Raw genomic sequence first — 13,075 nt, forward strand, 5'->3', positions numbered from 1 at the left:
TTTAGCAAAAAAGCTGTCTTTTAGAATTTAAATAATTCAAAACTATATGTATCCTCACACTAGTTTTTACGCTATTTGAAAAGGATATAGAGATAAATTATGGCCAGGCATTTATTTCAATACCATGTCCATTTTGGGCGTAAATTGACTTTGCTGTTGCGGGAAGGCAGATAGCCATACCGTATGGAGGATAATTTTCATATCCAAATAAAGGGACCAGTTTTCCAGGTACCAGATATCTGCTTCTACGCGGTTAATCATGGCTTCATGTTCGGTAGTTTCTCCCCTGTATCCATTGATTTGTGCCCATCCGGTGACGCCCGGGATAGCATGGTGCCGCAGCATGTAATTATCGATAAGTGCAGAGTACTCCACGGTGTGTTTGAGCATATGGGGACGGGGTCCTACCACAGACATTTCACCTTTGAGTACATTAATGAATTGGGGCAGTTCATCGATATTTGTTTTGCGGATTAAGGCTCCTATTTTCGTTATTCTTGGATCGTTATCCGTAGCCTGCAGGGTATCGGCCTGGTCATTGACTACCATACTTCGGAATTTAAGGCAGTAAAAGGATTTGTTGTTTTTACCTGATCTTAATTGTTTGAAAAACAAGGGGCCCGGTGAGGTGAAACGGATCGCCAAGGCCACCAAGGGGAACAGGGTGGTCCCCAATACCAAAAGTATAATGCTTGAAAAGACAATATCAAATGCTCTTTTTACTGTTGCATTCAGGTAGCGGCGAAGCGGGGCCTTTCTGGAAAGGATAACAGGGATCTTGCTATTGTTAAAAATCAGGGTATCCAATTTTCTGTCAAAATCCATCCCGTCTACATTGGGAATGATCCCCAATAGAATGAAATTCTCATCGGAAAATCTGATTAATTCCTGCAGGAATGCAGGCTTTACATCTTGGACACAGTAAATTTCGTGGATTTGGTTTTCCAGACAGAATACCTTAACCTTATCCAATCCTCCAAGATAATTGACCATATCTAATGGGTCTACGGGGAGAATATTATCGAAATAACCCAGGTATTTTTTTTGGCCTTTTATCTCCTGAAAGTGGTTTGCCAATTGTTTGGTTTGAGGACTGGCACCGATAATGACCACTCTTTTTCGATAAAGCGAGGAAGAATTGGAGAATTTGTAAGCCTTAAACATCACAACGCGAATAACCGTGATAAGAAGGAAAGCCGACAAACCGATAGAAGTCAAGGACAACAAACTGATAGGACTTTCGGGGATGTAAATAACCAATGCATAAGCAAAAAGGAAAAACACGCCTGTCAACATTCCAACTCGGATCATGATTCCTTTAACAGACCTCAGTTTTTCAATTTGAAAGGCACTGGTAAAGAAGCCAGCCATCAGCCAGCACAGACAAAGCGTGACACTTACCAAAAGAATGTTTTCTTTCGTCATACTCTCAAAAAAATAAGAGTTGAATTTCTGAAGGAAAAAGAAAACGATGACAAAATCAGAAACTAAAAGCATCAATGGAATAATAGCAGAATATTGATACTTGCTTAATGGGGTAAATGAAAAAGCGCTCATAATAATACTGACTTTAATTATATAGGGTATACTAATTACTATCACTTAAAAACAGGCAACCAACAAAAATGAAGGTCAAAACAAGACGCAAAAACATGTTTGGGTTATTCATATTTCAACTTGTCAAACAATTATATGCATTTTATTATCAAATATATGCATTTTATTATTGTATTGTTAGACTCAGTTGAAAATTTTTGAAAAAAAAAACTGGGCTTTTGTTTTTATACAACATGGATTAGGTATTGCAATCGATTGCTTAAAATAATTAAGGCCTTTCAAATAACTAAAAAACGATTAATATTGTAATAAATAGGGTAAATTGATATTTCCAATTTCTCCGATCTGGATTCCTCCTGCAAATTTTTTTCAGTACAAGGACACCACAACAATCAGAAAAAAACACCCGTCCGCCCTGGTGGAACAATTACAACCATTTCACCCACCTGATACCGCGACAACGCGAAGCATTCAACAATTCCAACAAATCCCCCTCAGCAAGAGTACAACTCCTCATTTCATCCTATGTGCCCTATGTCTCTATGTGGTAAAAAATCCAACATACTGAACCGAATGGTTCAAGTCTCCAGACTTGGACCCCACAATCACCAATTGGTTCAAGTCTCCAGACTTGGACCATTTTACTTTTAACTTTATATCTCATGCTTCCACCGCTTACTTCCTACTTCCATCCTTCCCAACTTCCATCCTTCCCACATTTCTCTTGGAATCTTCCCAACCATTTCGGTATCTGAGATTCTCCTGCTTAGCACGTAGACAACTCATCATTTAACCTATGTGACCTATGTCTCTATGTGGTAAATAAAAATCCCACATTCTGAACCAAAAGAATTTTCCCAACCATTTCGGTATTGAAGATTCTCCTGCTTAGCAAATCCATGACCGAAATAACTAACACTCCGACCTCCAAACCATGGGCGGCGGTGCAAAGGAATAGGTGCTTGTATAAAGTGTCTCGAAGCACCTTGCCCATGGCTAATAATATTTCGCCCACTCCGGGGCTTTTTTCCGACAAATGGTTCAAGTCTCCAGACTTGGACCCTTTAATCTATTTACTTCCAACCGAATGGTTCAAGTCTCCAGACTTGGACCCCACTATCAATTGGTTCAAGTCTCCAGACTTGGACCATTTTACTTTTAACTTTATATCTCATGCTTCCACCGCTTACTTCCTACTTCCATCCTTCCCAACTTCCATCCTTCCCACATTTCTCTTGGAATCTTCCCAACCATTTCGGTATCTGAGATTCTCCTGCTTAGCACGTAGACAACTCATCATTTAACCTATGTGACCTATGTCTCTATGTGGTAAATAAAAATCCCACATTCGGAACCAAAAGAATTTGCCCTACCATTTCGGTAATGAAGATTCTCCTGCTTAGCAAATCCCTGACCGAAATAACCAACACTCCGACATCCAAACCATGGGCGGCGGTGCAAAGGGATAGGTGCTTGTATAAAGTGTCTCGAAGCACCTTGCCCATGGCTTATAATATTTCGCCCACTTCGGGGCTCTTGTCTCAAATTGCGATTGGTTCAAGTCTCCAGACTTGGACCTCCATTGTTCAAGTCTCCAGACTTGGATCCTTTAATCTATTTACTTCTGACCTCTAACTTTTCACTTAATATCCCATACTTCCCTACTTCCTACCTTCCCTTCTTCCCTCCTTCCCGACTTCCATCCTTCCCACATTTCTCTTGGAATTTTCCCTACCATTTCGGTATTGAAGATTCTCATTCTAAAAAAATCCATGACCGAAATAACCTACACTTCGACCTCCAAACCATGGGCGGCGGTGCAAAGGAATAGGTGCTTATATAAAGTGTCTCGAAGCACCTTGCCCATGGCTAATGTTATTTCGCCCACTCCGGGGCTCTTGCCCTGAAGACCAGATTGGTTCAAGTCTCCAGACTTGGACCTCCATTGTTCAAGTCTCCAGACTTGGACCCTTTAATCTATTTACTTCTGACCTCTAACTTTTCACTTAATATCCCATACTTCCTACCTTCCCTTCTTCCCTCCTTCCCGACTTCCATCCTTCCCACATTTCTCTTGGAATTTTCCCTACCATTTCGGTATTGAAGATTCTCATTCTAAAGAAACCCATGACCGAAATAACCAACACTCCGACCTCCAAACCATGGGCGGCGGTGCAAAGGGATAGGTGCTGGTATAAAGTGTCTCGAAGCACCTTGCCCATGGCTAATGTTATTTCGCCCACTTCGGGGCTATCACCACATTATCCAGCAGAACCCGATTGGTTCAAGTCTCCAGACTTGGACCATTTTACTTTTCACTTTATATCTCATGTTTCCACCGCAAACTTCCCTACTTCCTACCTTTCCTACTTCCGTCCTTCCCGACTTCTCCACTTCCAACCTTCCCTACTTCCCTACTTCCAAACTCCTCCCAAAGCCCTACCAAAGTAGTACCAGAGTAGTACCAAAGTAAGGGATAGTGCGACCTTACCCCCCCAATAAAAAACCAAACAACTTAAACTTGTCAACCCTACAACGCGAAGCAGACATCCCGACCACCCTCCAACAAAATCCACTCTACGTTAGGAGATATTCCATTCCTACGAGAAAAACCCCCTCAAGGGGGCAGGGGGCAATACGACTACAACCACTACAACCATTCCAACCCGACACACCGACAACTCGAAGCAGACAACCATTACACCTGTCCGCCGTGGAGGAACGACTAGAACAATTACAACGACTACAACCATACCCCCAACCTGATAACTAGAAAACCCGACAACTCACACCGGTAAACCATTAAAACAACTAGAACAATTACAACGACAACACCCATAACCCCAACCTAAACTCGACAACCTGACAACGCGCAGCAGAAAACCTGACAACAATTACAACCATTACAACTATTACAACTATTCCCCCAAATCAAACCTACTCACCACCACCCATCTCCCTTCTATTCTTTTGAGCAGGGCTATGTCTTTGACTTCCTGCTTGGCATCGAATTTTTGCTTTTTGATAAAATCCCAATAGGCGTCAAATTGTGTTGCTTTTAGGTCCTTGAAAGCCAAAGTCATGTGTGGATGGTAAGCCCGATCGCTGAGTTCTTCTGTTAGTTTGAGGTCTGTTTTGCAATATTTGGAAAGCGTTAACTGAAGAGAAAACAGTGCAGGTTCCTCTTTTGTCTTGATAAAAATAACCCTTCTTCCAAAACGGTCAAATCCTGAATACCTCAGGTCAAAAGGTTTGATCTTGTCAAAAAAGCTTTTGAGAAGTCCATTTAACTTATCCTCTTTCGCTTCATTCCAATTGAACGGCATCTTCAGCGTGATGTGGGCAGGGGATTTGAGGGCATACTTGAGGTTGAAATTTTCTTTCAGCTTCAGTTTCAATTCCGTTGCGTTTTGTTGGATTTCACCATCAGGTACGATTGCGATGAAATACTTACCTATAGATTTTGCCATTTAACACAAATATAAATCATTTAGAAAAGGAGGATCAGATTTAATCGGAGATTGGGATAAATTGTAATGGGGATTTTTCCAAAGAAAATTTTAAAATTGTAACTTGAACGGGTAAATAGCTGCAAAACTATGGAGAATTTTGAAAAGGCGATGGTCGGAATGGACCTCACGGAAATGGATGATATTCTTATTTCCAAAATGGGGGTATTATCCGAGATCCTCGGAATCAAAAAACTTTATTTTATCCATGTTTCCAAAAACCTAGCCCTGCCGGATGAAATCAGAGAAAAATTCCCCGACTTGGTGGCTCCTGCCGATGAAGCCATAGAGGCGGAGATCATGACCATCATCAAACAAAACCAATTCCCCGAAAACGTGGAAATAGAAGTTTTTGCTGAAGAGGGGAATCCGATGACTACTTTCCTGAGGTGGGCAAAACTGAAGGATGTAGACCTCATCATCATGGGAAGGAAAATTACACTCAAGGGAAGTGGTTCACTTGCCAAAACAATGGCCCAAAAGGCTCCGTGCTCCGTTTTATTCCTGCCTGAGAGGATCGAAATGAAAGTTCCCAAAAGGATATTGCTTCCAATGGACTTTTCGGAGCATACCAATATGACGATAAATTTCGCTCAAAAAGCTGCAGAACAATTTGATGCTGAAATTTTTGCGCTGCATTTGTATGAAGTCCCGACAGGATACCACAAAACAGGGAAATCTTTTGAAGAATTTGCCAAGATCATGGAAGAAAATGCCCGAAAGGATTTTGACAAATTTGTAAAGAAGCATCAGCACCCGGAATTCGATTGTCTTTTTATATTGTCAAACAAAGGCGAGCCGGGTCAACTGATTATAGAAAAAGCCAAGGAAAAGGGAATGGATTTGATTTTGATGGGAAGTAGAGGTAGGACCGCATCAGCAGCTGCATTGCTTGGCAGTGTAGCTGAAAAATTGGTAGAGGTCAACAATGAAATCCCTATGTTGATATTTAAGAAAAAAGGTGAAACTATGGGCTTTTTCGATGCCTTATTCAGAATCTGATTGGACAAGAATATTTCACAAGCCTCAAAACAAAAAACCCAAGCTCTAGCAACTTGGGTTTTTTGTTATAAGAAACTGAAAGTCAATTTTAAAAGCGATTCAGTAAGCATTTTCCCTATTAACAATCAATTCATAGACTGTCAGGATGCAGATTTTGAGGTCAAGTAAGATTGACCAGTTTTGGATATAAAAATAATCAAGTTTGACCCTTGAACGAATTTGGTAAGGATTTTCAATTTCACCGCGATAGCCTTTTACCTGTGCCAGCCCTGTGATTCCGGGTTTGATTTTATGGCGGCTATTGTATTTTTCAATTTGGGTTTTGAAAAGCATATTGATTGGAATGGGGTGAGGTCTCGGACCTACTATAGACATATCCCCTAACAATACATTAATAAATTGTGGCATTTCGTCGATAGAAGAATTCCTCAAAAATGCTCCGATTCTGGTAACCCTTGGATCATTTTTAGTTGCTTGATGGGTATCTGCGTAGTCATTAGGAGTCATGGACCTGAACTTCAGACAGAGAAATACCTTATTATTTTCACCATTTCTTTCCTGAATGAAGAAAACCGGGCCTTTGGACTCCATTTTTATTAAAAAACCAACAAGTGGAATTAACCAGCTCAAAACAAAAACAATCACCAACAAAGAAAATACTATATCAAAAGTACGTTTCAAGGCTCTGTGAAAGAAATTATCAAGAGGGATCTCATTGACATTAATTACTGTAAGGTCTCCATATCGTGAAAATGAAAGGTTTTTCTCTAACTGAAGGGCGCCACTTGGTATAATTTTCACCTTAATGAAATGATCATCAGCAAAGGCAATTAACCTATCAATGATTTTTTTATCCAAGAATTGGTTTATATAAATTAGGTCAATTCCTAATTTTTCGGCTTCATCGAAAAATGAGTTTATTTTCCCCCGCGTTCTCAAAGAGTGCTCATCGTCGTAATAACCCAAAAACTTGATCCCAAAATCCTTTCTGAGTTTGAATACATCTTCTAATCGATTTCCCAGTCCCCCGCTTCCAATAATGACAGCTTTTCTATGATTGTAACCTTTTGTATGGAGCCTTTTACTTATAAAATGGAGAAAAATTCTATAAAAAGACAATGATAAAAAAAGTACTACAGCAAGAGACAAAAAAGAGAGTAGCCTAAGTGCATTATCATGAAAAGGCATCCATATCAAAGATATAATAGCCAAAAACCATGCAAGGGAACTCAATAATTTTTTGAAGGTTTGATTTGGTTCATCAGTACGCTCCAATTTGTAGTCTTCCTTTAGAATAGAGATAACCAGCCAGATCATTACAAATGCAGGGAAATTCAGAAAATCTAAACTTTGGGCATCGGAAAATGGCTGAAGTAAAAGACCGGAGATAAAAAAAGAAAACGAAACTACCCCTATGTCACCTAAAACGAAGAACCACGGAAAATAACTGTAAAAGCGTTTTTTCATAAAAATAGCAAATATTCCATTCCAAAACGTACCTGACTCAAGAAAGATATATTCAAGACGGATTTATTCAAAGTGTTTTAGTCAATCTCAACCGCAGGCAAATTTATGAAAGAATATCGATGCACAACCACTTTTTACTGAATTAATTTGGCAAAATGGATATCTTTGCCCTAAAGATTTCTATTTAACGCATGCTCACTTTAAAAACTTTATTTGCCTCTTCTGATCAAAAGGGTTCATTGGGATATAAATTTAGAAGTAATAGGTTTAAAGTTGTTGAAGAATTAATTTACAATAGCTTCAAAAGAGAATTACCCATTACAATCTTGGATATTGGGGGAAGGGCATATTTTTGGAAGGATCAGGAATTATTAAGAAAAGGATTGGTCAAAATCACCCTGCTTAACCTCCAAAAAGAAGAAACTGATATTCACGGTCTACTTTCAGTTTCCGGAGATGCTACTGATCTTTCAGAATTCGCGGATGGAAGTTTCGATCTGGTATTTTCCAATTCCGTGATTGAGCATCTCTATAATTGGGAAAATCAGAAGAAAATGGCCAAGGAAGCCAGGCGTGTAGGGAAGAAATACTTTGTGCAGACCCCAAACAGGCATTTTTTTATGGAGGCGCATTATGTTCTCCCTTTTGTCCAGTATTTACCAAAGAACCTGACCCGATTTCTATTGACCAAAACAAAACTAAGTAGAGGGGCAAAATGGAACCCCAAGGATGCACAGCAATACCTAGATGAAATCAGGCTATTGACTTATGCAGAGATGAAAACATTATTCCCCGGTGCAAAGATGTATAAGGAGAAATTTTTTGGGATGAACAAATCCTTTAGCGCGCATAACCTTTGAATTAATTCAAAGGCATTGTACACTAAGTTTTTTCTGCCTTCAAAACAGCATTAGAAATTATCATATCCAAAAATTGAATAATATTCTAATTTAGGATTTAACATATCAAGGTTTCCAAATAACCACCCCCACCATCGAATCCGCAGTACCATAATAGAGAAACCACTGATTTTTGAAATATACCAAGCCCTCCACAAATGTAGTTCCATCTACATACTGCCCGGATTTTTCAAAGGGAAGTTCGGGTTTCAGGAATGGCTTTTCGGTCCGATCAAGCAACTTCCATGGCTCATTTTTATCAAACAAGGCCTGTCCTGCGGTATAAACCCTATTTCCCAATTCTTTGACACCGATGTCTTTTTGGTTGCCGGCATTATAGAGGACGACAATGCCGTCTTTGGTCAGCACCGGTGGAGGTCCAGCTTCCACCAGCCATGAGTCAAAGTACCCCAATCTCGGACTAAGTAAAGGGGCTATATTTCCATCAGATCCTTCAATCGGTTCCCAGTGAACCAAATCCTCCGAGCTCGCCAACCAGATATGCGGCACGCCAAAGTACATCCAATATTTGCCGTGAATTTTAGCAGCTACGAGTTTGCCATCTTTGAGTTCAGTGACGATGGCACCTGATTTGGTTTCACGGTTGTGGTATTTGCCATCTTTGAAATCCCTGAAAATCGGCCCGTGTTTTTCCCATGTCCTCAGGTCTTTGGACGTGGCCACCGCCAAGCGCGGAAATTCTCTGTTCCATTGGGTATAAGTCAATACATATAAACCATCCTCAGTCTGCACAATCCTCGGGTCTTCTGTTCCTCCGGTCCATTCAAATTCTTTTTGGTTGTCGTCGGTAGGAAAAAAAATAGGTTCAGGCTGTCTTTTGTAAGTTTCCCCATCTTCTGTGATTGCCAAGCCCAAACGGGAAGTATGGCCACCGATTTCCTTTTCTCCAAGTTTTTCTTCCGCACGGTAGAGGATGTGGATCTTCCCATCTTTGAGGATTGCCGCCGGATTGAAAGTAGCCATGGATTCCCATTTGACCGATCTTCCTGACATCGGATCCTGAAAGGAAGTCTTATCGGTGGGAGAAATGATGGGTTGGGGATTTTCGGCGCGGAGAAAAGGTCCTAGCATCCAGGGTTTTTCTTGGGAGAAAGCTGTCAAAGAAGAAATGAATACGGTAAGAAATATTAAGGTCTTTTTCATTTTTTAGGCTTGTTAAAATTCTAAAATGTCTTGAGCTTTCTGCTCACCAAAGACTCTTCCGTCCGTCACCCTGAGTAAAGCGAAGGGTCTCCATACTATTTAGAAAGAGATTCTTCACCTCCGCTAGCTCCGGTTCAGAATGACGGAATTTGATTTTTCATCTCCTTGCAGTATATGTAAGCTTCAAAACCTCACCAAGGTAATCAATTCGGCCACACAGACAGGTTTATCGGCATGGTTAGATTCCATGGTGGCTTGGATAAATAGCTTCGTGTTTCCATCAGGACTTTCTTCCACATTGGTCAAAGTGGCTTTGAGCCGGATTTGATCGCCGGAATAGACCGGAGCGGGAAACCTGACCTTGTTTACACCATAATTCAGCGCCATTTGTACACCTTCCAAAGGCAGGATTTCATATATCAATTTGGGGACAAGTGACAAAGTCAGGTATCCGTGGGCCAGGTTTTTTCCTCCCGGCAATAAAGCAGCTGCTTTCTCGGTATCGACATGGATCCATTGAAAATCCTCCGTGGCTTCGGCAAACTTCTGAATCACTTCTTGGGAAACCGTTGTCCAGCTGCTTGTTCCCAATGACTTTCCAACCTGCTTTTTCAAATCCTCCACACTTCTGTACACTCGTTCGCCCTCTTCGGAAGATTCCTCCTCGATCGACTTGATACTTGCATCTTGATACTTGATATTCTCATCTCGCATTGTTTGGTCCCTAAGCCTGTCGAAGGGCTCGCTTTGTTCGGTCCCTGAGCCTGTCGAAGGGCTCGCTTCATCTTGATTCTCCAAAACCACCATCGCCTTCCCCATCACCTTTCTGTCCATCATGTCCCTCAAAGCCTGCGGTGATTCTTCCAAGGAGTACACTTTGTGGATATGTTGGCTGATTTTTCCCGATTGGATCATTCCGACAAGGTCTATGATGTTTTGTTGGTTTTGTTTTGGTTCTTCAGTGGAAAATCTTCCCCAAAAAACACCCATGATATCACAACCTTTGAGCAAAGCCAAGTTGAACGGCAACTTTGGAATCTCTCCTGCCGCAAATCCAATCACTAAGTATCTGCCTTTCCACGCCATTCCCCGCAAAGCTGGTTCAGCGTATTTGCCGCCTACTACATCCAAGACCACATCTACCCCTTTGCCATCTGTGAGTGTTTTGATTCGTTCCTTTAAGTCATCGCTTTCGTAATTGATCAGGTGGTCAGCTCCTTTTTCTTTGCAAACAGCCAATTTCTCAGCAGTGGAAGCTGCTGCGATTACTGTCGCACCCATTACTCTCCCTAGTTCCACAGCTGCCAATCCTACCCCTCCGGAGGCACCAAGAACCAAAAGCGTTTCTCCGGGTTGGATATTTGCCCTGTCCTTCAAGGCATGGTAAGCTGTGCCAAAAGTGTAAAGGGTAGAAGCTGCTGTCATGTAATCCATTTGGGGTGGAATAGGGAAAACACGATCCGCTGTAACTTTTACTTTTTCGGCAAAACCACCCCAACCACAAAGTGCCAACACCCTTTGCCCTTCTTTGAGGTGTTTGACCCCCGCTCCGGTTTTTTCTATTACACCTGAAACCTCGCCACCGGGTGAGAAGGGCAGTGTAGGCTTAAACTGGTATTTGTCCTGAATCAGCAAAACATCTGGAAAATTGACCGCACAGGCTTTGACTCGGATGAGAACTTCTTTTTCTTCCAAAACAGGATCATCGATATCAGAATAGGTCAAAGTTTCCGGAAGTCCGTGATGGGTACAAAGGATGGCTTTCATAGATAAAAGTTTTTGGTAAAATAGGCAATTCCTTATTTAAAACGTAATTTTGCCCCACTCAAAATACGGTTCCTGCAGAGGATTGTAACATAAGAAAGCACCATTCCATTGCCTTGAAATAAAGGGAAAATGAATGGCGAAATATTAAATTGCTTTCCGACTTTGCGTCTTTGCAGGACCTAAAAACCCCAAATATGTCAGTTAAACAGTATATCCAAGACAATCAGGACAGGTTCCTGAACGAACTTTTAGACCTTTTGCGCATCCCATCTGTGAGCGCCGATCCCAAATTTAAAAATGATGTTTTTGCAGCCGCTGACTTTGTCAAAGAAAGTCTGATCAAAGCCGGTGCCGACAAAGCTGAAATCTGTCAGACCGCCGGTTATCCGATTGTCTATGGCGAAAAGATCATTGATCCTGCTTTACCGACGGTATTGGTATATGGCCATTATGACGTGCAGCCTGCCGATCCTTATGAATTGTGGGATTCGCCGCCTTTTGAACCTGTCATCAAGAAGACCGAAAGACATCCTGATGGGGCTATTTTTGCCCGTGGCTCGGCAGATGACAAGGGTCAGTTTTACATGCATGTGAAGGCTTTTGAAGCCATGATGGCCACCAATGCTTTACCCTGCAATATCAAATTCATGATCGAAGGTGAAGAAGAAGTAGGTTCTGAAAACCTGGATATTTTTGTCAAAGAAAATCTCGAAAAACTCAAAGCAGACGTGGTCATTGTGTCGGATACGCACATGATTTCTATGGAGGATCCCTCCGTGACTGTAGGTTTGAGGGGATTGGCTTACATGCAGGTGGAGGTTACAGGTCCAAACAAAGACCTTCATTCGGGAACTTTTGGAGGTGCTGTTGCCAATCCGATCAATACACTTTGCAAAATGATTGCTTCTCTTCATGATGAAAACAACCATGTGACCATACCGGGATTTTATGACAAAGTGGAAGAATATTCCGCTGCTTACCGGGAGGAATTGAACAAAGCGCCATTTGACTTGGAGGATTATAAAAAGAAGCTCGATATCGCGGAAGTTTCAGGTGAAAAAGGATATACCACAATCGAGCGGGTCGGAATCCGTCCGACTTTAGATGTCAACGGCATTTGGGGAGGCTATACCGGAGAAGGTGCGAAGACGGTACTTCCTTCCAAAGCTTATGCAAAAATCTCAATGCGCTTGGTTCCTAACCAAGACCATAAAGAAATCGCCCAAATGTTTGAAGACCATTTCAAATTGATCGCTCCGGCATCCGTGAAAGTAAAAGTTATCTCCCACCATGGTGGGGCAGCAGCAGTGGTGCCGACGGATTCTCCCGGGTATAGGGCAGCAGAAGGTGCGATTATGGAAGCCTTTGGCAAAAAAGCCATCCCGACAAGAGAAGGGGGTTCTATTCCGATTTGTGCCTTATTTCAAAAAGTAATGGGACTTGATCCGATATTGTTGGGATTCGGTTTGGATACCGATGCATTGCATTCCCCCAATGAGCATTATGGACTCAAGAATTATTTTATGGGAATAGAGACGATTGCTTTGTTTTTCAAACACTTCAAAGAACAAGCCACCAAATAAAAGTCTCCCACAAAGACACGGAGGCACAAAGCAATATACTATTTGTGTCTCTGTGCCTTAGTGGGAATTGTGTCTCATTTTCTTGAACTATTTTGCTGAAAACCACCTTTATCAATCAGATTCGCCT

General features: G+C 41.6%; 11 protein-coding genes. 3 read left to right on the forward strand and 8 right to left on the reverse strand.

Features of this window, described 5'->3' with window-relative positions; genetic code table 11:
• Window positions 1–111: 111 nt before the first annotated feature.
• The 5 genes from MMU05_RS08825 to MMU05_RS08845 all read right to left on the reverse strand — a co-directional run bounded on the left by MMU05_RS08825 (window position 112) and on the right by MMU05_RS08845 (window position 5,027).
• On the reverse strand, window positions 112–1,557 hold the full coding sequence (locus MMU05_RS08825) for an exopolysaccharide biosynthesis polyprenyl glycosylphosphotransferase (RefSeq protein ID WP_241141315.1): 1,446 nt from the start codon (window positions 1,555–1,557) through the stop codon (window positions 112–114).
• An 811-nt stretch (window positions 1,558–2,368) separates the two neighbouring features.
• Complete coding sequence (locus tag MMU05_RS08830) at window positions 2,369–2,572, reverse strand: hypothetical protein (protein ID WP_241141316.1); 204 nt, start codon at window positions 2,570–2,572, stop codon at window positions 2,369–2,371.
• Window positions 2,573–2,879: 307 nt separating this feature from the next.
• Window positions 2,880–3,062 (reverse strand): hypothetical protein, encoded by a 183-nt coding sequence (locus MMU05_RS08835; protein ID WP_241141317.1) that lies wholly within the window; start codon window positions 3,060–3,062, stop codon window positions 2,880–2,882.
• Between the two features lie 501 nt (window positions 3,063–3,563).
• A complete protein-coding gene (locus MMU05_RS08840) occupies window positions 3,564–3,779 on the reverse strand; it encodes a hypothetical protein (protein ID WP_241141318.1) in 216 nt (71 codons plus the stop codon).
• Window positions 3,780–4,475: 696 nt separating this feature from the next.
• Entirely contained in the window at window positions 4,476–5,027 is a 552-nt protein-coding gene (locus tag MMU05_RS08845) for a 2'-5' RNA ligase family protein (protein WP_241141319.1), read from the reverse strand.
• 129 nt (window positions 5,028–5,156) lie between these two features.
• Here MMU05_RS08845 and MMU05_RS08850 point away from each other — a divergent pair, with 129 nt between their 5' ends.
• A complete protein-coding gene (locus tag MMU05_RS08850; protein ID WP_241141320.1) occupies window positions 5,157–6,068 on the forward strand; it encodes a universal stress protein in 912 nt (303 codons plus the stop codon).
• A gap of 99 nt (window positions 6,069–6,167) precedes the next feature.
• Here MMU05_RS08850 and MMU05_RS08855 read toward each other — a convergent pair whose 3' ends face one another.
• Complete coding sequence (locus tag MMU05_RS08855) at window positions 6,168–7,535, reverse strand: exopolysaccharide biosynthesis polyprenyl glycosylphosphotransferase (RefSeq protein WP_241141321.1); 1,368 nt, start codon at window positions 7,533–7,535, stop codon at window positions 6,168–6,170.
• Between the two features lie 191 nt (window positions 7,536–7,726).
• On the opposite strand from MMU05_RS08855, the gene MMU05_RS08860 reads away from it, so the two are divergent.
• Complete coding sequence (locus MMU05_RS08860; protein ID WP_241141322.1) at window positions 7,727–8,395, forward strand: class I SAM-dependent methyltransferase; 669 nt, start codon at window positions 7,727–7,729, stop codon at window positions 8,393–8,395.
• A gap of 105 nt (window positions 8,396–8,500) precedes the next feature.
• On the opposite strand, the gene MMU05_RS08865 is transcribed toward MMU05_RS08860, so the two are convergent.
• Complete coding sequence (locus MMU05_RS08865; protein WP_241141323.1) at window positions 8,501–9,598, reverse strand: glycoside hydrolase family 130 protein; 1,098 nt, start codon at window positions 9,596–9,598, stop codon at window positions 8,501–8,503.
• A 183-nt stretch (window positions 9,599–9,781) separates the two neighbouring features.
• Window positions 9,782–11,365, reverse strand: coding sequence for a zinc-binding dehydrogenase (locus tag MMU05_RS08870; RefSeq protein WP_241141324.1), 1,584 nt, complete (start codon window positions 11,363–11,365; stop codon window positions 9,782–9,784).
• A gap of 194 nt (window positions 11,366–11,559) precedes the next feature.
• Here MMU05_RS08870 and MMU05_RS08875 point away from each other — a divergent pair, with 194 nt between their 5' ends.
• Window positions 11,560–12,948 carry a dipeptidase gene (locus tag MMU05_RS08875; RefSeq protein ID WP_241141325.1) on the forward strand — a complete coding sequence of 463 codons (1,389 nt, stop codon included), beginning with the start codon at window positions 11,560–11,562 and terminating at the stop codon, window positions 12,946–12,948.
• The last annotated feature ends 127 nt before the right edge of the window (window positions 12,949–13,075 follow it).

The organism is Cognataquiflexum rubidum (genome assembly GCF_022538115.1).
GTDB lineage: Bacteria > Bacteroidota > Bacteroidia > Cytophagales > Cyclobacteriaceae > Cognataquiflexum > Cognataquiflexum rubidum.

Excerpts from the sequence above, each read along its gene's own strand:
- MMU05_RS08825 (WP_241141315.1), bottom strand. The coding sequence starts at position 1,557 with ATGAGCGCTTTTTCATTTACCCCATTAAGCAAGTATCAATATTCTGCT.
- MMU05_RS08835 (WP_241141317.1), bottom strand. The coding sequence starts at position 3,062 with ATGGGCAAGGTGCTTCGAGACACTTTATACAAGCACCTATCCCTTTGC.
- MMU05_RS08840 (WP_241141318.1), bottom strand. The coding sequence starts at position 3,779 with ATGGGCAAGGTGCTTCGAGACACTTTATACCAGCACCTATCCCTTTGC.
- MMU05_RS08845 (WP_241141319.1), bottom strand. The coding sequence starts at position 5,027 with ATGGCAAAATCTATAGGTAAGTATTTCATCGCAATCGTACCTGATGGT.
- MMU05_RS08850 (WP_241141320.1), top strand. The coding sequence starts at position 5,157 with ATGGAGAATTTTGAAAAGGCGATGGTCGGAATGGACCTCACGGAAATG.
- MMU05_RS08855 (WP_241141321.1), bottom strand. The coding sequence starts at position 7,535 with ATGAAAAAACGCTTTTACAGTTATTTTCCGTGGTTCTTCGTTTTAGGT.
- MMU05_RS08860 (WP_241141322.1), top strand. The coding sequence starts at position 7,727 with ATGCTCACTTTAAAAACTTTATTTGCCTCTTCTGATCAAAAGGGTTCA.
- MMU05_RS08865 (WP_241141323.1), bottom strand. The coding sequence starts at position 9,598 with ATGAAAAAGACCTTAATATTTCTTACCGTATTCATTTCTTCTTTGACA.
- MMU05_RS08870 (WP_241141324.1), bottom strand. The coding sequence starts at position 11,365 with ATGAAAGCCATCCTTTGTACCCATCACGGACTTCCGGAAACTTTGACC.
- MMU05_RS08875 (WP_241141325.1), top strand. The coding sequence starts at position 11,560 with ATGTCAGTTAAACAGTATATCCAAGACAATCAGGACAGGTTCCTGAAC.